Annotated in this window: 18 protein-coding genes; 7 read left to right on the forward strand and 11 right to left on the reverse strand. The window is 39.0% G+C overall.

Annotation, left to right across the window (positions count from 1 at the left end; genetic code table 11):
• Positions 1–184: 184 nt before the first annotated feature.
• Both P0Y49_14520 and P0Y49_14525 read right to left on the reverse strand, forming a co-directional pair.
• Positions 185–1273, reverse strand: a complete 1089-nt coding sequence (locus tag P0Y49_14520; protein ID WEK18008.1) for a serine protease — start codon at positions 1271–1273, stop codon at positions 185–187.
• A 7-nt stretch (positions 1274–1280) separates the two neighbouring features.
• Complete coding sequence (locus tag P0Y49_14525; protein ID WEK18009.1) at positions 1281–1847, reverse strand: sigma-70 family RNA polymerase sigma factor; 567 nt, start codon at positions 1845–1847, stop codon at positions 1281–1283.
• Between the two features lie 522 nt (positions 1848–2369).
• On the opposite strand from P0Y49_14525, the gene P0Y49_14530 reads away from it, so the two are divergent.
• From P0Y49_14530 to P0Y49_14540, 3 genes are all read left to right on the forward strand, one after another.
• Entirely contained in the window at positions 2370–2585 is a 216-nt protein-coding gene (locus tag P0Y49_14530) for a hypothetical protein (protein ID WEK18010.1), read from the forward strand.
• 138 nt (positions 2586–2723) lie between these two features.
• Positions 2724–4070 (forward strand): adenylosuccinate lyase, encoded by a 1347-nt coding sequence (purB, locus tag P0Y49_14535; GenBank protein ID WEK18011.1) that lies wholly within the window; start codon positions 2724–2726, stop codon positions 4068–4070.
• 91 nt (positions 4071–4161) lie between these two features.
• Positions 4162–4713 (forward strand): NifU family protein, encoded by a 552-nt coding sequence (locus tag P0Y49_14540; protein WEK18012.1) that lies wholly within the window; start codon positions 4162–4164, stop codon positions 4711–4713.
• Between the two features lie 53 nt (positions 4714–4766).
• Here the strand turns inward: P0Y49_14540 and P0Y49_14545 are convergent, their stop codons facing one another.
• The 4 genes from P0Y49_14545 to P0Y49_14560 all read right to left on the reverse strand — a co-directional run bounded on the left by P0Y49_14545 (position 4767) and on the right by P0Y49_14560 (position 8710).
• Complete coding sequence (locus P0Y49_14545) at positions 4767–5558, reverse strand: inositol monophosphatase family protein (GenBank protein ID WEK18013.1); 792 nt, start codon at positions 5556–5558, stop codon at positions 4767–4769.
• A 12-nt stretch (positions 5559–5570) separates the two neighbouring features.
• Positions 5571–6725 carry a prolipoprotein diacylglyceryl transferase gene (locus P0Y49_14550; GenBank protein WEK18014.1) on the reverse strand — a complete coding sequence of 385 codons (1155 nt, stop codon included), beginning with the start codon at positions 6723–6725 and terminating at the stop codon, positions 5571–5573.
• 31 nt (positions 6726–6756) lie between these two features.
• Positions 6757–8076, reverse strand: coding sequence for a tRNA (N(6)-L-threonylcarbamoyladenosine(37)-C(2))-methylthiotransferase MtaB (mtaB, locus tag P0Y49_14555; protein WEK18015.1), 1320 nt, complete (start codon positions 8074–8076; stop codon positions 6757–6759).
• 67 nt (positions 8077–8143) lie between these two features.
• Positions 8144–8710, reverse strand: coding sequence for a UbiX family flavin prenyltransferase (locus P0Y49_14560; GenBank protein WEK18016.1), 567 nt, complete (start codon positions 8708–8710; stop codon positions 8144–8146).
• Positions 8711–9097: 387 nt separating this feature from the next.
• Here P0Y49_14560 and P0Y49_14565 point away from each other — a divergent pair, with 387 nt between their 5' ends.
• Entirely contained in the window at positions 9098–9967 is an 870-nt protein-coding gene (locus P0Y49_14565; GenBank protein ID WEK18017.1) for a helix-turn-helix domain-containing protein, read from the forward strand.
• 3 nt (positions 9968–9970) lie between these two features.
• Here P0Y49_14565 and P0Y49_14570 read toward each other — a convergent pair whose 3' ends face one another.
• The 5 genes from P0Y49_14570 to P0Y49_14590 form a co-directional block, all read right to left on the reverse strand.
• Positions 9971–11068 carry an SGNH/GDSL hydrolase family protein gene (locus P0Y49_14570; GenBank protein ID WEK18018.1) on the reverse strand — a complete coding sequence of 366 codons (1098 nt, stop codon included), beginning with the start codon at positions 11066–11068 and terminating at the stop codon, positions 9971–9973.
• Between the two features lie 88 nt (positions 11069–11156).
• Complete coding sequence (locus tag P0Y49_14575; protein ID WEK21802.1) at positions 11157–11921, reverse strand: SDR family oxidoreductase; 765 nt, start codon at positions 11919–11921, stop codon at positions 11157–11159.
• Positions 11922–11945: 24 nt separating this feature from the next.
• Entirely contained in the window at positions 11946–13076 is a 1131-nt protein-coding gene (locus P0Y49_14580) for a DUF4861 family protein (GenBank protein ID WEK18019.1), read from the reverse strand.
• Between the two features lie 15 nt (positions 13077–13091).
• Positions 13092–13934, reverse strand: a complete 843-nt coding sequence (gene kduI / locus P0Y49_14585) for a 5-dehydro-4-deoxy-D-glucuronate isomerase (protein ID WEK18020.1) — start codon at positions 13932–13934, stop codon at positions 13092–13094.
• A gap of 56 nt (positions 13935–13990) precedes the next feature.
• Entirely contained in the window at positions 13991–15034 is a 1044-nt protein-coding gene (locus P0Y49_14590) for a LacI family DNA-binding transcriptional regulator (protein ID WEK18021.1), read from the reverse strand.
• 147 nt (positions 15035–15181) lie between these two features.
• On the opposite strand from P0Y49_14590, the gene P0Y49_14595 reads away from it, so the two are divergent.
• Genes P0Y49_14595 through P0Y49_14605 form a run of 3 tightly spaced genes read left to right on the forward strand, consistent with a single transcriptional unit; the run spans position 15182 to position 17901 of the window.
• Entirely contained in the window at positions 15182–15916 is a 735-nt protein-coding gene (locus P0Y49_14595; protein ID WEK18022.1) for a (Fe-S)-binding protein, read from the forward strand.
• A gap of 31 nt (positions 15917–15947) precedes the next feature.
• Positions 15948–17327, forward strand: a complete 1380-nt coding sequence (locus P0Y49_14600; GenBank protein ID WEK18023.1) for a lactate utilization protein B — start codon at positions 15948–15950, stop codon at positions 17325–17327.
• Complete coding sequence (locus P0Y49_14605) at positions 17320–17901, forward strand: LUD domain-containing protein (GenBank protein ID WEK18024.1); 582 nt, start codon at positions 17320–17322, stop codon at positions 17899–17901. The genes P0Y49_14600 and P0Y49_14605 overlap by 8 nt, the downstream gene beginning before the upstream one ends.
• The last annotated feature ends 1 nt before the right edge of the window (position 17902 follow it).

Consider the following 17902-nt stretch of genomic DNA (forward strand, 5'->3'; position numbering starts at 1 on the left):
TGATGTTATCACTGAAATTGCATCTTTTAACTATGGTCACACTACAATAATATAACTGGCCTGATCTATATATATTTCTTCATATTTTCCCTTTTAAATAAAAACCCCCTCAAATACACGATTTAAGGGGATAAACGAAACTAGTACATAGTTTCGGGGTTTCAATTCTTTTAAAGAAGAACTATTATTTATAAACCTTGATCATAAATACATAATCCTTTATTTTATCAACTTGCTTCGGCTTGCTTAAGCCTTGCAGTGAACTTCTTTTGCTAAATGCTACCCTTCTCCCTAAAGAATCATTAGGAATAGAGTTTAATGCCTCTTGAATATATTTCGATTTAACAGCAAATGTAGCGCCGTCAACCTGATTCTGCTTGGCACTAATTACACCAATGATATTACCATCACGATCCAATAGAGGGCCGCCACTATTACCTGGGTTAACCGGAATCGATACCTGATACTGCGTAGTATCACCATTATAACCTGTTTTAGAACTTACATAACCTTGTCCGTATACAGCATCATCTTTAGGAAAACCTAATGTATATACTGACTCGCCCATTCCGATCACATTTTGCTTTAATCTATATGGCAAATTAGATAGGGGACTAAATGATTCATCTTCAATTTTAAGAATCGCCAGATCGTATTGCGAATCCTTACGTTTTACAACCGCTTTAAATGAATTGCCTTTGCTATCCTGAACATACACAGAATCCGCATCTGCAACGACATGTAAATTTGTTAAAATATAACCATTAGCGGTTAATGCAAATCCGGTACCACCAAAATTAGCAGGCTTCAAATTCTTGCTTGCATTATTCGAGTTTATTTTTCTGATCAGGTTACTCTGAGAATTTTTAATCTTAGCCAGCTCTCTGCTCACCAACTCCACGCTTCCACTTTGCTGAGTAGTTTGTTGTATCGAATAAAGTGTAACTACAGTTAGCAAGATAAATGAGGCAGCGACAGCAATTGCTGCCTTATTTTTACGCCAAATATTTACAATGAATGATGGATGTGGACCTAACTGTTTACTTAAAGTGTCTACATCAATCTGTGCATGCGCCTGATTCATTTTATTTTTCAGATCAGAAATTGCAGCATAATCGTTTAATGACTGCAAAAATACTTTATGAGCAACCACTTTATGATCAACCGAAGGATCTTTTAAACACAATTCCTCAAAAGCTTTTGCTTCTTCATCGTTCAGTTTACCATTCAGGTAATCCTCAATTATACCTTCTAACTCTATCTCGTTCCACATATCAGTATTAAGATTGAAAAAATAATTTCTTTAACCTTTGAAGGCATTTATATTTCTGTGTTTTGGCATTATCCGTATTGGTATAGCCAAATTTCTCACAGATATTCTGCATTGAAAGGTTATTTAAATAAAAATCCTGAATAATCGTTTTACAGGGTTCGCCCAGATGAAGCAAAGCTGATTGCATTTTTTCAAACTGCAGATCCTTCTCCTCGTGCTGTTCCACATCCTCCTCAACTGATATCAAATCATCAAAGTCTGTGACATCATTTGTTTTTTTGCTTTGCTGTGAAAGCTTCTTTAACCAAATTCGTCTACAAACTGAATATATGTAGGTTTTTAGTTTACTGCTTAATTCAAAATTACCGCTTTTAATCTTATTGTATAAAACAATAATCCCTTCCTGATACACGTCTTTTGCATCATCCTCGTCACCGTTATTATTCAGAATAAATTGTAAAATCATCGGAAAATACCCCGTATACAACTTATTTAGCGCTTCTTCTGAGTTATTTAGTATCCCTAAAACAACCTCTCTATCTGTTGGAACTGAACTGCTTAACTTATTACTCACCAATTAATACCTTTATACGTGAATGGTAACCCAATGTTAACTAAAAAAAATATTTTTTATTGCTATTATCTATTAAAACATAAATTAACAGCGATGATAAGTGTTTGATAAGTACTGTCAGAGTTCAATATGCTCCTCGTGTGAATCCACAGTGAGTCCGCCATGAGTCCGCGGTGAGTCCGCCTTTTTCCAGTAAAAAGGCGGACTCACCGCGCTCGGATTGCATTAGGAAGGCGGAGTTACTATGAACTCAGCTTGGGCACATATCACACTCATTACAAACACAAAACGAATATTATTAAAATAAAAAGAAAATAAATTTGAGAACAATAAAGAAATGATGATATATTTGCGGCTCGGAATTAGGACCTGAAAAACTTATCCGATTGTAAAACAGCACAATACAAAGAAAAAGCATTTTTATTAAATTAATTTTACTTTTTTTTGAAATCACTGGGTTACCTTTTAAACTTTCAGGTATTAATCAGTAAAAATTAATTAATTATTTAAAATAAAATTAGAATGAAAAACGCATTTAAATTTGGCTTTTTAGCTTTAGCAATTTCTTTATCAGTAGCAGCTTGTCAATCATCTGAAAAAACTGGTGAATCTGCAGATACTACTTTAACTGATACTTCTGCTGTTGTAACTACAGTTGATACTACAGTTACTGATACTGCTGCTAAAAAAGATACTGTAGCTAAAGCTACTACTCCTGAAGCTAAACCAGCTCACTAAGCTAAATTAGACTTTATAAAGAAGGCTTTGGGTTTCCCAAGGCCTTTTTTTATTGCGCTATAATTCAATTTCGCTCCCCCATAATTCCTAAAAACGGCTAATAATGTTACCTTTGTGATTGTAAAAACCGTTACATTCATGAATTTATCTCCACTTCAAGCTATTTCTCCGGTTGATGGGCGTTATAGAAATACAACCCACAGCCTTTCTAAATATTTTTCGGAATCTGCATTAATTAAATACAGAGTCTATGTAGAAATTGAATACTTCATTTCTTTGTGTGAAGCAGGATTACCCGGACTAGATCAGTTTGACAAAGCAAACTACCCTAAACTCCATTTAATTCATGAACAATTTAACGATGAACATGCTCAGGAGGTTAAAGACACTGAAAAAATAACTAACCATGATGTGAAAGCTGTTGAATATTTTATTAAAAAACAGTTCGACCTTCTTGGATTAGAAAGCTACAAAGAGTTTATTCATTTTGGCTTAACTTCTCAGGACATTAACAACACCGCTATCCCTTACACCTTTAAATTAGCCCTAAACGAAGTATATTATCCCTCTATTGCTCAATTAATTGCCAAAATAAGAGAGTTGGCTAACGAATGGAAAGATGTGCCATTATTGGCCCATACGCATGGACAACCGGCCTCTCCTACTAAATTGGGTAAAGAATTCCTTGTATTTGCTGAACGCCTGGAAATTCAACTACATAACCTCAAAGCCATTCCAAACAGTGCCAAATTTGGCGGTGCAACAGGAAATTTCAATGCACACCACATTGCTTATCCAAAAATCAATTGGATAGATTTCTCTAATCGCTTTGTAAATGAAGCTTTAGGTTTATCCCGCGCACAACACACTACACAAATTGAACATTACGATCAGTTTGCAGCACAATGTGATGCCTTGAAAAGAATTAACAACATCATTATTGATATGGACAGAGACATCTGGGCCTATATCTCTAAGAACTATTTTAAGCAAAAAATAAAAGAAGGTGAAGTAGGTTCATCGGCTATGCCACATAAGGTTAACCCAATTGATTTTGAAAATGCAGAAGGTAATGCAGGCATTGCCAATGCTTTATTCGAATTCTTCGCAGCTAAACTACCTATTTCCCGTCTGCAGAGAGATTTAACAGACTCTACTGTACTCAGAAATATAGGCGTACCAATGGCACATACAGTGATTGCAATCTCTTCTACATTAAAAGGTTTAAATAAGATTTTATTAAACAACGATGCAATTGCGGCCGACCTGGAAAACAACTGGGCAGTGGTAGCAGAAGCAATACAAACCATCCTTAGAAGAGAAGCTTATCCAAACCCTTACGAGGCACTTAAAGATTTAACCCGTACCAACCAAAAAATTACTGCAGTGACTATGGCTGATTTTATTGACGGCCTAAATGTGAGCGATGAGATTAAAGAAGAACTAAAGCAAATCACACCATTTAACTACACAGGTGTGTTTTAATAATGATTTAAGATATAATGACCTAAAACAGACACCTGTAAAAGAGAATTGAATCTATGAATTATTTACTTTTGTATAAAAAAATAAGACAATGACGATCAACGTATATACAGAACAAACACCAAATCCTGCTACAATGAAATTCATGGTCAATAAATTATTGATCAATGGCAGCGAAGATTTTGCAACTAAAGAAAGTGCTGAGCACTCTCCTTTTGCAAAAGAATTGTTTAAATTCAACTTCGTGAATGGTGTTTTTTTTGCAAGTAACTTTGTAACTATCACCAAAACAGAAGATGCAGAATGGGCAGATATTGAGCCTATTTTGAAGGAATTTGTAAAAGGAGCAGTTGAATCTGAATACAAAATAAAAGAAGACACTTCGGCCGAAGCACCTGCTTTTGAAGGAACTGAATTGGAAATTAAAATTCAGCAAATCCTGCACGATTATGTTCGCCCTGCGGTTGAACAGGATGGTGGCGCAATTAGCTATAAATCATTTGATGAAGGTGTAGTAACCGTAGAACTGAGAGGTTCTTGCAGTGGATGCCCTTCTTCTACCATCACACTTAAATCGGGAATTCAGAACTTATTACAACGTATGGTTCCTGAAGTGAAAGAAGTAGTTTCAGAAGCTTTGTAGAAAGTCTTTAATAACGGATAACTAAAAAGGGTTCATATAAAAATGAACCCTTTTTAGTTAAAATGCTTATTCATCAGCTCCAGCAGTTCCTCATCAAGCAACCCATTGGTAGCTAGAATCTCTCGTTTCTTAATAAACTCATCACCTCCACTAAAGTTCATGATCTGTCCGCCTGCCTGCTGTACAAGGTATGCGCCGGCAGCAACATCCCATGAGTTCAGGTTGTATTCGAAATAGGCATCAAAGCGACCACAAGCCACATATGCAAGATCTACTGCAGCAGATCCAATCCTTCTTAATCCATGACACCTGCGCATCATTTCAGAAAAGAGCTGCATGTACTGAGCCTGCTTGTCAAATTCATAATAAGGAAAGCCTGTAGCCAACAAACAGTCCGACAACTTAGGACGTGAAGAAACGGTGATGGGCTTGTTATTCAAATAAGCAGCACCGCCTTGATAAGTATAAAACATCTCGCCTCTGGTAATCTCATAAACCACCCCAATTACCGGTTTATCTTCTTCATACAAAGCGATACTAATGGAATAAGTAGGTAATCCATGAATAAAGTTAGTGGTACCATCAAGTGGATCAATAATCCAGTTGTACACTGCGCCCTTACGACTGGTTGTTTTTTCTTCTGTAGTAAAACCGGCTTCCGGAAGGATTTTAGCTAAATTCCTGACCAATTGTTTTTCAGCAGTCTTATCCACATAAGACACCAAATCATTCAGCCCCTTGTACTCAATTGCTTTCGCATCAAAGTTCATGGATTCCTTTCTGATAAAATTACCTGTAAGCCGGGCTATAGCAATAACCTTTGAGCACAATATTTCGTAATCCAAATCGGGTAGATTTTAATAGTTGGCTAATTTTTCTTTGTTTTTTACTGCATTGACCACAAGAAGCAAGCCAGATATGAACATCACACAAGATAAAAATTCTGCCTGTGTAAAGTGTATACCTGCAACATTGTACTTCGTATTTACCCTGATCAGCTCGATAAAGAAACGCTCTACACCATTCATCATCAGGTAAATTCCAAACATCATACCCGGCGATTTAATACGGTCGCGGATTTTCCATAAAATCAAAAACAAGATAAAGCAAACGATAACCTCATAAAGAGGTGTTGGATATGCCGGTTGAGCCAACTCATTACAAAACTTACCAACACATCCGGGTATGTGTACACCTTCGTTAGCTACATTATTTGGATAAGTATAAGCCCAAAGCCAGTCTGGAAGCCATGAAAATGGCTTAGGATTTAAGTTTGTGATACCCCAGTCGCCATCACCTGACATGTGGCAACCAATACGGCCAACGCTATAAGCAAGCATCATTCCCGGTCCACCGATATCCAACATGTGCAATACTTTAATGCCATTTTTATGAGCAATATACAGTACTGCAGCTCCGCCGCAGATCAATCCACCATAAAATGTTAAACCGCTAAAAGAAAGCAGGCTATTGATAGGATCTGCTACAAAGGAATCCCAATGCTCCAGATTATCAAATATTTTAGCGCCTAAAAAGCCCCATACCGCAGCCCAAACAATCAGTGTGCCCATCAGCTCGTAAGGATGCTGAGTAACTTCTACTGTTTTAGGCTTATCTAGTTTTACTTTATTTTTTTCCTGATAATCCCAATAGGCGAATAAGCCTGCAAAAAACAAACCACCCAGGATATTTCCTTTGGCAGAAAGCAGTACCGTTTGGGCATCACTTACAAAAAGTTGATAATTTAGCAATGCATAAACCAATTTATAGCCAATAAGAAAGCCAAAACCCGCATTAGAACCAATTTCTACTATAGTGGCAGGTTTACCAATCGTAACTAGTTTCTTTACCGGATGAAGGATACCAAGTGCTTCTTTACGCTTAAATTCTTTGGTAAAAGCCCAGTAACCTGCAATAAATGCCAAAGCAACAAAAACACCAAATGTATTAAACGGAAGCGGAACCTGTATACCAAAAAGGTATGCTATAAAATGAGATACGGTTGGAAACATAAAATAAAAAAAGTTTTATGCGAATATAAGATTAATGCGCTAATACTTCTTGTGTTTCTGCAACTTCTACCTCTCCATCAGCAGTAAGCTCGACCAGTTTAACGGTTTTGATTTCATTAACCATTACGGGATCGTACTTTGCTTTTACTTTCACATAGTTCTTAGTAAAACCATGCATAAATCCGTTCTTCTGATCGTCTTCGAAAAGAACTTCACCAATCGTGTTTAACTGCGACTGATAGAAGGCTCTGCGCTTTTTATCTGATAAGATGTGAAGCATTTTACTGCGGTCTGCACGTGCACTTCCTGCAACGCAGCCTTTCATTTCGGCGGCCTCAGTTTGCTCACGTTCAGAGTATGTAAAGACATGCAGGTATGAAATATCAAGTTCATTCAGGAACTGATAAGTATCCAGAAAGTCTTCATGTGTTTCACCCGGGAAGCCCACAATTACATCGACACCAATACAGCAGTTTGGCATTACGGCTTTTATTTTGGCAACGCGTTCAGTATATAGTTCACGTTGGTAACGTCTTTTCATTAGTCCCAATATTTTATTGGAACCGGATTGTAATGGAATATGAAAATGAGGCACAAACCTTTTTGAGGTTGACACAAATTCAATGATCTCGTTGCTTAGCAAATTCGGTTCAATAGAAGAAATTCTGATCCTTTCAATACCTTCAACTTCATCAAGCGCTTTTACCAGATCGAAGAACTTATCTTCTCGCTGTCCATTCCGGATACCAAAATCGCCCAGATTTACACCTGTCAATACGATTTCTTTAACACCACTTTCGGCAATTTGCTGAGCACGATTGATTACATTTTCGATGGTGTCACTCCTGCTGCCGCCGCGTGCCAATGGTATGGTACAATAGGTGCAAGGATAATCACAACCATCCTGTACTTTTAAAAAGGTACGGGTGCGATCACCAATAGAATAAGCCGCAATAAAATTATGGTTTACTTTCTCTATGTTTTGTTGATGAACTACTGCCTTTGGTTGTTTCGTCAGATCGGAGATAAATTCAACAATTCTGAACTTTTCTGCAGCGCCCAACACCATATCCACACCTTCAATCTCTGCAATTTCTGTTGGTTTTAGCTGTGCATAACAGCCAACAATGGTAACATAGGCATTGGGTGAATATTTTAAGGCTTCTTTTACAACCTTACGACATTTCTTATCTGCATGTTCTGTTACAGAACATGTATTGATTACATATACATCCGCCGCATCTGTAAAATCCACTACAGCATATCCGGCGTCGGTAAATAAACGGCCTATGGTTGATGTTTCAGAGAAATTCAACTTACAGCCCAATGTATAAAATGCAACTTTCTTCATCCTTTTCTATGGTAACCCAACAGCGATCAGCCGTATGAGAATTTGCAAAGGTAAGGTTTTAGATGATTTATTCCTCATTCCAACGGTAACTATCCTGCTCTAGCCCTGCCAGGTCAATAACTCTGCTTACCACCGTTTGCGCCACTTCTTCAATGGTTTTGGGAAGGCTATAAAACGAGGGGCTGGCTGGACAAATGATCCCTCCTGCTTCGGTTACAGTTTTCATATTATTGATATGGATGAGGCTAAAAGGCGTATCACGCACCACTGCGATCAATTTTCTACGTTCTTTAAGTACCACGTCAGCCGCCCTTGAAATTAAGTCATTCGAAATTCCATGGGCTATCCGGCCAAGGGTTCCCATCGAGCAAGGAATAATAATCATGGTGTCATATTTTGCAGAGCCTGATGCGAAAGGGGCATTGAAATCCATTTTAGGGTAAAATGTAAACGGATAAAGATCATAATCTTCATTGTCCAACTCAAAACGCCAAACCTCTTTTGCATTATCGGACATCACTACGCCAACTTTATCTACCTGATCAGACAATTTCAACAAACTATCCAATAGCAATTTAGCGTAAATAGAGCCACTCGCTCCGGTAATTGCAACAATTATTTTCTTCTTCCTCATAGCGGCAATAAAGATACGGAAGCACTGCAAACAAAAAAGGGCCGAAAAATTAATTTCGACCCTACATCTACCTATGAAAAACATACCCTCGAAAGGGTAAGCTCAAATGTAACTATCTTTTTTAATAAATAAAAGTTTAAACATACTTTTTTCAACTCTTTTTCTTAACAACAAAATTTTATAGCCAAACAGAAAAAATTAACAATTCACAAATATTTGGTTAACATTTTATTTTCGGAATAAAGCAACTTTATGGATTTTAATTATAAAATTTAACAACAACTTAATGATTAAGTGATTTTAGCATAATCTATCGCAATATTGGCAGAAAAGAAGTATTTATGAAAGATTTCTATACATTTAAGCTGATCATCCTAACCAAATATTATGAAACCACAACTACTTAAAGTCTCCAATAACCTGGTCAATTCTTTTAGCGCAAGGAGAGACAAGGTACCCTACATTAACAATCGCTGGCATTACCATGCCGAAGTGGAGCTGATTTACTTTAAAAAAGGTAGCGGCACACAATTTATTGGAGATAATATCAAACGTTTTAGCTCGGGCGACATTGTACTCGTTGGTGCGCATTTACCGCATTATTGGAAATTTGATGACAGCTATTTTAACGAGGGCGAAGCAAACAATGCAGATGTGGTGGTGGTTCATTTTTGTGAAAACTTTTGGGGAAGTCACTTCCTTTCACTACCGGAAAACAAAGGAATGAAGTTAACGCTGGAAAGGGCCCAAAGAGGTATTCAGATCCTTGATAAAAGCAAACGACATATTGGAGAACTGATGGAAGAAATCCTATCAGCTACAGGCCCCAGAAGAATTATTCTTTTGATGGAAGCCATACTTGCTATAGAAAGCAGTGCTCAGGCTAAGCCCTTATCTTCAATGGGATTCCGTAATAATTTTGAAGAAACTGAAAATGACAGGATCAATGCGATTTACAATTATTCATTAACCCATTTTAAAAGAAAAATCCAGATGGAGGAAATGGCTGCAGTGGCGAACATTAGCCCAAATTCCTTTTGCAGGTATTTTAAAACAAGAACACGAAAAACATACACACAATTTATTAGTGAAATACGGGTTGGTCATGCCTGCAAACTACTGATTGAAGATAGCATGAATGTAAAGCAGATCTGCTATGAAAGCGGCTTTCATAATTTCGCCAGCTTTCATAAGCATTTTAAGATCATCACCGGACAAAGTCCGCTAAACTACCAGAAATCTTACCTCAGTAAATAAGGTTTATTTTATTTTCCGGATTACTTTTTCATAAGCATCAGCATAATGCATCATGCCAATATCATTTGGATGGGTACCATCAACCATACTTTCAATATCCTGATTGATGGCTGCTTTAGACAAATAGTAGATGTTTTTCACTCCTTTTGCTTTAAGTTTTGTAAAAGCTGTTTGTAAAGCAACATTGGCAAGCTCATATGCTTGTTTCCTTGTAGCATTTAAACCCTCATCCGTATACCCATCGTGCTCGGTCAATAAAATGGGTACTCCTGGCTTCTTCGACTGTAAATGGGCAACAGTAGCCTCTACTCTCTTTATAATTTCTTCGCTGCCCGCTCCGGTTAAATTAGGCAAACAATCCAATATGTATAAGCTGGCATCAATTTCAGGCAATAGTTCAAAAACTTCTTTTTCGAGACGACCATTACCCGAAAAAGCCAAATTAACGAGTGGTCGGTTCAGTCTGCGGCTTAAAATTGAAGTCCAGGCCAAACCCGCACGACTTGCGCATCCCCCCTGTGCAATGGAGGTGCCATAAACTACAATCGGTTTTTCTGTAGAAACAGGTAAAGGTGTGAAAACGCTTTGCTCTGGCACACTGATTTCCATCCATTTCACGGTATTATATAAAGGCAGGTACAAAGTGTAATCTCGCGCCACCTTATCTGTCGTATTCAGGTTTGTGTATTTATACACAACGGTATCACCAAATGTATATTTACCACCGGCCCACAGCCATTTACCTTTAGCGTCTTGTGCATACAAATCTACTCCACTTACTCCGGTAGCAGGCATGTGATCCATTCGCATGTAACCCGACACAGCATATTTGATGGTAATCTCCGGAGCGTCCGATTTGAAGCGAAGGTTGAGACCGGCACTGTTTTTAGATAGATTCCATACCTCTTTACGTACTGACGATGCTGCTTTTGCAGGCAAGCGGTCATAATAACTTTGTAATCCGCTATGCCACCCCTGTCCGGCTACAACACTTGTCTGGTCCTTTGCGGGATTCCAGGTTTTATAACTGGCTTGCTGTTGAGCAAAAGTGACATTGGTGCCTATCAGCAATGAAAAGGTTAATAAAAGACTTTGTTTCATGAGTTTACATTTGTTTGGTTTTCGAATATAATAAAAAAGCAGACTAACTATAGCCTGCTTTTAAATATTATTTAAAATGTATACTCGGTTACCTGCCCATCCATCCGCCATCTACTGTCATCACAGTACCATGCATATAGTTGGAAGCTTCGGAAGCCAGGAACAAAACAGGACCTTTAAAATCTTCTGCTTCACCCCATCTGCCAGCCGGGATACGCTCCATGATAGAACGACTACGGTTTTCGTCTGCTCTTAATGCGGTGGTATTGTCCGTTGAGATGTAACCTGGCGCAATCGCATTTACATTTACACCTTTAGCTGCCCATTCGTTAGCAAATGCTTTAGTTAACTGACCAATTGCACCTTTACTGGCTGCATAACCAGGAACCGTAATACCGCCCTGGAAAGTTAACAGGGAAGCTGTAAAAATGATCTTTCCGCTACCTCTGGCTACCATATCACGACCAATTTCTCTGGTCAGGATAAAAGGTGCAGTTTGGTTTACAGCGATCACTTCATCCCAAAACTCATCCGGATGTTCAGCAATCGGCTTTCTAAGGATTGTACCTGCATTGTTTACCAGAATATCAATTACCGGGTGATCAGCTTTCACCTTCTCGCAAAAAGATTTGAGGGAATCACGGTCGTTAAAATTACACTGATAAGCATAAAAGTTCCTTCCTAATCCTTTTACAGTACCTTCCACATCACTTCCGCTCAGCTCCAGATTTGCAGATACACCAATAATGTCTGCTCCGGCTTCAGCCAAAGCCTCAGCCATTGCTTTACCGATACCGCGTTTACAACCGGTAACCAAAGCTATTTTCCCTTTTAAATTGAATAAATCAAGTATTGCCATTTCTATATTTTTTAATGCTTACAGAACACTAACCTTTAAAGGTTGTTCCAATTGTTTTTTAAAGTTATTCAGGTAATTAAACCATTCTTGTGCGTTGGTAATCTCGTTGCCTTTGGTCCAGGCCGCACCATTGTAATAAACTACAGGTTGATTGTTTTTGGCTGATGTATGTGTCAGCAAATGCATTTTATCTGTGCCCATACTTAACTGTCCACCCAATACAATCGTTGCTACACCGGTGGTACCATCAACACCATGTTGAGGCTCCCAGTAACCTACAATACCTTTTACCTCGTCCATTAAAATGGCTCCAGGTTCTTTTCTTTTTACGATCCCTACTACAACAGGTAAAACATCACCGCTATAAGTATAAACAGCCTCAACCCTATTCAAGTGCGATCCTGCATCCAAAGAAATGGTTTTAGTAACCTTAACAGATTTTCCTGCTACATCCCAGGCATCATACCCCAACTCAAAAGTTGTACGCAATGGGCCATTATCCAATGTTTTCCAATAGTGATAGTTTTTAGAGAAGAAAACAGAATCCTTCACAAATGGAGCAATATCTCCGGCACCCAGCGTAAGACCTACACTGTAATAGTCCAGTCCATTACCATGATCGGTATGGTAATCACCTGTTTTATACCACTCATTGATGATAAACTTATTAGGTCTTTTTACCCAAACATCCGTTCCAAAGGCATTGTCTTTTCTGCCTTCCAGTGCTTTTCCATACATACGGAAAGCTACCTTATCATTCTCCCATGCAAAATCATCATAACGTTCCGGGACATAACGACCATAAGTTTTTTTGGCAACAGGAGCCGGTTTACCAGGTACGATTGATAGCCTGGCATTGCCATTTGCTTTTAAACTTACCTGAACCAATAAGTTTTGCACCTCAGCTTGTCCGCGACGCTCCAGCTGAAAAGGAACTTCCTTTTTGGTCTCTGAATTTACAACCTTAAAATTAGCGATATCTAAACGCGGATATTTAGCCACAATGCTGCTCCAGCTTACTGGAACAATTGCATTTGTTCTGTCCAGTTTTGAAGGGTTGGATACCGTTATCGTCGCTTTAGTTTGTGCCATTACCGGTACATATAAAGCCGGAAACAACAATAAAAGACCAATTATTTTTTTCATCATTTTATCAGCTAGTTCTTACTTCAAATCATTAATTGCACAATGGTCCATATCGCCGTAATCTAAATTTTCACCTGCCATTCCCCAGATAAAAGTATAATTGCTGGTACCTGCTCCAGAGTGGATAGACCAGTTAGGCGAAATTACGGCTTGCTCATTTTGCATCCAGATGTGTCTGGTTTCCTGAGGCTCACCCATAAAGTGACAAACACTTTGTCCCTGTGGTACTTCAAAATAGAAATATACTTCCATCCTTCTGTCATGCGTATGTGCCGGCATGGTATTCCATACACTTCCGCTTTTCAGCTCAGTCATACCCATTTGCAGCTGACAAGTAGGCAATACACTATTTACCAACAATTTATTAATCACACGGTGATTTGCCGTCTCTGGTGTACCTAGCTCAACGATTTCAGCATCTGCTTTAGATACTTTTTTATTTGGATAAGTATGGTGTGCAGGTGCAGAATTGATGTAGAACTTTGCAGGGTTATTTTTATCCTCAGAAGCAAAACTTACTTCTTTTGTACCTTTACCAAGGTATAAAGCCTCTTTAAATTCTAATTCGTAAGTCACACCATCAGCAACAATTTTACCTTTTGCACCAACGTTAATGATACCCAATTCTCTTCTTTCCAGGAAATAAGCAGCCTTCAGGTTTTCAGGATTAGACAATGCTACGGCTTCATTTACCGGCATTACACCTCCTGTGATATAACGGTCGAAATGAGATAAAGTAAGCTTAATCGAATCTGCTTCAAATAAGCTTTCCATTAAAAAATTCTTGCGTAAAGCAGCAGTATCAAATTGCTTTGCTTCACCCGGACTAACTGCATAGCGGCTTTCAAAAGATGTTTTCATTGTTTTGTTTTTTATTTATTCGTGTATCCCAATGGGATATTATTGTGTTTTACTAATTAATTTGTGCTGGTTGACTTCCTGTTGATCAGCTCTACGGGAATAATTACCGGCTCTGTTTTATAGGTAGGTCCCTCTTCATCATTCTTCAATAGCTCTACCAGTGTTTCGACAATTCTTTTACCTACCAGATTGGGGAACTGCTCGACCGAAGTAACAGCCGGAGTAATGATCGCTGTACGCGGATCATTAGAATACCCTGTAATTTTCAATGTCTCAGGCACAGTAATCTCCTTTTCTTTGGCATATTCAATAGCTGCAATGGCACTGGTATCATTATCCGCAAACAGACCATCAGGTACTGTTCCAGCTGAAAACATTTGTTGCATGGCTACCATTGCATTTTCATGTGTAAGTTCCTGGTGAAAAACCCAATCTGGATTTACGGGTAGCTGATGTTCTTCCATTGCCTTTAAAAAACCTGCTGCCCTATCCTGATAAAGATTGGAAGTTAAAGGCCCTGAAATGTGTGCAATTCTTTTGCAACCTGCCGCTATCAAATGATGGGTAGCCAAATAAGCACCTTTAAAATCATCACCCTTAATCAAGGTTGCTTTATAATCCGCTACCGGAACCCTATCGTAAAAAATTACGGGAGTACCGCGTTCAACAAATTTATCAAAGTGACTAAAATCTACAGTTTGTAAAGTACAGGCAGCAATCAAAGCATCAACCCTCGAACCGTAAAGTGTTTCGGCCAATTCCCGTTCCATCGCTACCGAATCGTTAGATTGGCAGATGATCAGATTATAACCATGTTTATGCAAGTTATTTTGTATGGTTGTGATCACCTCTGCATGAAAAAACATAGAAACCCGTGGAATAATAAGCCCGACAGTATGTGTCCTATTGCTACGTAAGCCGGATGCCATGTGATTTCGACGATAACCTAGCTTGGTTGCCATCTCCAACACATCATTTCTGGTCTTTTCCCTTACATAAGGATGGTTATTTAAAGCACGGGAAATTGTTGCAGGTGAAAGCTTTAACGCTTCCGCAATATCGAGTATGGTATTCTGGTAATTCTTTTTTCCGTTAGCCATAAAACAATTAATAATTGGCAAGCTAGCATTTTTTTCAGTCATCTGAAAACGTTTGCATAAATTAGCATAATTGTTACCCATGGTATGACAGCACAGGATGGCGCGATTATTTAAAAATACTATATTTAACCGCAAAACCCTATATACATGAACGTAGGCCTATTTATACCTTGTTACATCGACCAATTTTATCCAAATGCTGCCATTGCTACTTTAAATTTATTAAGCAGACTTGGCATAACAGTAAAATATCCTGTCAACCAAACTTGCTGTGGACAACCAATGGCCAACTCGGGTTTTGAGCACCTGACACAAGGTTGTAATGACTTGTTTATTGACAACTTTTCAGAATTTGATTACATCGTTTCTCCTTCGGGCAGTTGCGTATTGCATATAAAAGATCATTTACACTCAGCTGCAGCAGAAGACAAAGCTTCAGGCATTAGAAAGAAGGTCTACGAATTGACAGAGTTTTTAACAGATGTACTTAAGGTTGATAAACTTTCGGCTCGTTTTCCACATAAAGTGGGTGTACATCAAAGTTGTCACGGTCAGCGTGGTTTGATGCTTGCCCAAATGACTGAATTGGTAGATGCTCCTTTTTCAAAGCCCTTACATTTATTAAAAATGGTAGAAGGTCTGGAATTGGTTGAACTGAGCCGACCTGATGAATGTTGTGGTTTTGGCGGGACCTTTTGTGTAGCCGAAGAAGCCGTATCCGTAAAGATGGGTAAGGACCGCGTAGCGGATCATATAAATCATGGTGCGGAGTACATCACCGCAGCAGATATGTCTTGCTTAATGCATATGGAAGGTATTTTGCGTAGGCAAAACAGCAATGTTAAGGTGCTGCACATTGCAGAAATATTAAATGCACAATAGTTTTAACAGGAAAGTACAGCAATAAAGATACATGAGTTCAGGAACAAAAGATCACGCTGCTTTATCAGACATATTTAATAAGGATGAAGCAAGGGTAGACTGGCACGACGAGACTTTATGGTTTGTTCGCGCCAAGCGCGATAAAGCCGCTCACAATATCCCCGAATGGGAATCATTAAGAGAAGCAGCTTCTCAGATTAAAAACAATGTACTCTCTAACCTCCACAATTACTTAATTGAATTTGAGGAGCAGGCACAGAAAAATGGTGTTACTGTACATTGGGCAGCTGATGCGGCCGAACACAATCAAATTGTACATTCGATATTGAAGGAACATGGCGTAAACCGATTGATCAAAAGTAAATCGATGCTTACGGAGGAATGCCATTTAAATGAGTACCTAAAACAAAATGAAATTGAGGTAATTGACACCGATCTGGGCGAGCGCATTGTGCAACTGGCGCAGGAGCCACCAAGTCATATTGTATTGCCTTGTATCCATAAAAAGAAAGAAGAGATCGGCGAATTGTTCCATGAGCATCTGGGTACACCGGAAGGCATGGCTGACCCGGTATTTTTAACTGCCGCAGCCCGGGAACACTTGCGTGAAACCTTTTTAACACGCAAAGCAGCTATTACGGGTGTAAATTTCGCTGTGGCCGAAACCGGTGAATTTGTGGTTTGTACCAATGAGGGTAATGCAGACATGGGTGCGCACCTTGCCGATGTACACATTGCCTGTATGGGCATTGAAAAGATCATTCCTAAGCGTAAAAATCTGGGTGTTTTTTTAAGGCTATTAACCAGAAGTGCCACAGGACAGCCGATTACTACTTATTCCAGCCATTTTAAAAAACCAAGACCTGGCCAGCAAATGCACCTTGTGTTGGTTGACAATGGAAGAACAACTCAATTGAGTCGCCCTGATTTCCGCAATTCGTTAAAATGTATCCGCTGTGCAGCATGTATGAACACCTGCCCTGTTTATCGTAGAAGTGGCGGGCATAGCTACCATACGGCTGTTGCAGGACCGATAGGCTCTATTCTAGCTCCAAATCTGGATATGAAGGAATATTCGGATTTGCCCTTCGCTTCTACGCTATGTGGCTCATGCAGCAATGTATGTCCGGTTAAGATCAATATTCACGAACAACTTTACAAATGGAGACAAGTGATTGTTAAGGAGGGTTATGCCGATCCTACAAAGAAACTGGCCATGAAAGCTATGGAATTTACCTTATCCAGCCCCTTCGTATACAAAAATGCAGGAAAAGTAGGACGTTGGTTTATGAAACACGCTCCATTTACAGTAAACAATAAACTAAACCTTTGGTACCAACATCGTGAGATGCCTGAAGTTCCTAAAGAATCATTTGAAGAGTGGTACAAGAAAAATAAAAAGAATGACTAGCAGAGCACAGATTTTAGCGAAAGTATTGAAAAACCAACCTGATACACGACCATTACCGGCTGATCTGTTAACCGTATTTCCGGCAGCAGATCCTGTGCAGGCTTTTGCTACGGTATTAACTACCATTGGCGGTAACTTTGTTGAAGTTTCAGATTATCAGGCTATTCAAAAATACGTCCTTGAACATTTTGGAGGTCAGCGCATTGTTTCTACTTTACCGGAACTCGTAGCGGTGTCGGAACAAGGTTGGGAGCATCAGGATCCGCATAGTTATGCGAATGTAGACCTTGCAGTGATCAGTGCTCATTTTGGTGTTGCTGAAAATGCTGCTTTATGGATTACTGAAGATTTAATGCACCAGCGTGCGGTACCATTCATTTGCCAGCAACTTGCCGTAGTACTGAGCAAAAAGGAGATTGTGCAAACCATGCACGATGCCTATTTAAAAATAGGCACCGCTGATTATGGTTTTGGAAGTTTCATTGCCGGACCGTCTAAAACAGCCGATATAGAACAATCATTGGTTCTTGGTGCTCACGGACCAAAGGGTATGACTGTTTTTGTGATGGATTAGT

Source organism: Candidatus Pedobacter colombiensis (genome assembly GCA_029202485.1).
In the GTDB taxonomy this organism is placed as follows: Bacteria; Bacteroidota; Bacteroidia; order Sphingobacteriales; family Sphingobacteriaceae; genus Pedobacter; species Pedobacter colombiensis.

What these genes read in the sequence shown, in the direction of transcription:
- P0Y49_14595 (WEK18022.1), top strand. Translation starts at nt 15,182, where the DNA reads ATGAACGTAGGCCTATTTATACCTTGTTACATCGACCAATTTTATCCA.
- P0Y49_14600 (WEK18023.1), top strand. Translation starts at nt 15,948, where the DNA reads ATGAGTTCAGGAACAAAAGATCACGCTGCTTTATCAGACATATTTAAT.
- P0Y49_14605 (WEK18024.1), top strand. Translation starts at nt 17,320, where the DNA reads ATGACTAGCAGAGCACAGATTTTAGCGAAAGTATTGAAAAACCAACCT.
- P0Y49_14580 (WEK18019.1), bottom strand. Translation starts at nt 13,076, where the DNA reads ATGATGAAAAAAATAATTGGTCTTTTATTGTTGTTTCCGGCTTTATAT.
- P0Y49_14560 (WEK18016.1), bottom strand. Translation starts at nt 8,710, where the DNA reads ATGAGGAAGAAGAAAATAATTGTTGCAATTACCGGAGCGAGTGGCTCT.
- P0Y49_14550 (WEK18014.1), bottom strand. Translation starts at nt 6,725, where the DNA reads ATGTTTCCAACCGTATCTCATTTTATAGCATACCTTTTTGGTATACAG.
- P0Y49_14520 (WEK18008.1), bottom strand. Translation starts at nt 1,273, where the DNA reads ATGTGGAACGAGATAGAGTTAGAAGGTATAATTGAGGATTACCTGAAT.
- P0Y49_14570 (WEK18018.1), bottom strand. Translation starts at nt 11,068, where the DNA reads ATGAAACAAAGTCTTTTATTAACCTTTTCATTGCTGATAGGCACCAAT.
- P0Y49_14530 (WEK18010.1), top strand. Translation starts at nt 2,370, where the DNA reads ATGAAAAACGCATTTAAATTTGGCTTTTTAGCTTTAGCAATTTCTTTA.
- mtaB (WEK18015.1), bottom strand. Translation starts at nt 8,076, where the DNA reads ATGAAGAAAGTTGCATTTTATACATTGGGCTGTAAGTTGAATTTCTCT.
- P0Y49_14590 (WEK18021.1), bottom strand. Translation starts at nt 15,034, where the DNA reads ATGGCTAACGGAAAAAAGAATTACCAGAATACCATACTCGATATTGCG.
- purB (WEK18011.1), top strand. Translation starts at nt 2,724, where the DNA reads ATGAATTTATCTCCACTTCAAGCTATTTCTCCGGTTGATGGGCGTTAT.
- P0Y49_14540 (WEK18012.1), top strand. Translation starts at nt 4,162, where the DNA reads ATGACGATCAACGTATATACAGAACAAACACCAAATCCTGCTACAATG.
- kduI (WEK18020.1), bottom strand. Translation starts at nt 13,934, where the DNA reads ATGAAAACATCTTTTGAAAGCCGCTATGCAGTTAGTCCGGGTGAAGCA.
- P0Y49_14565 (WEK18017.1), top strand. Translation starts at nt 9,098, where the DNA reads ATGAAACCACAACTACTTAAAGTCTCCAATAACCTGGTCAATTCTTTT.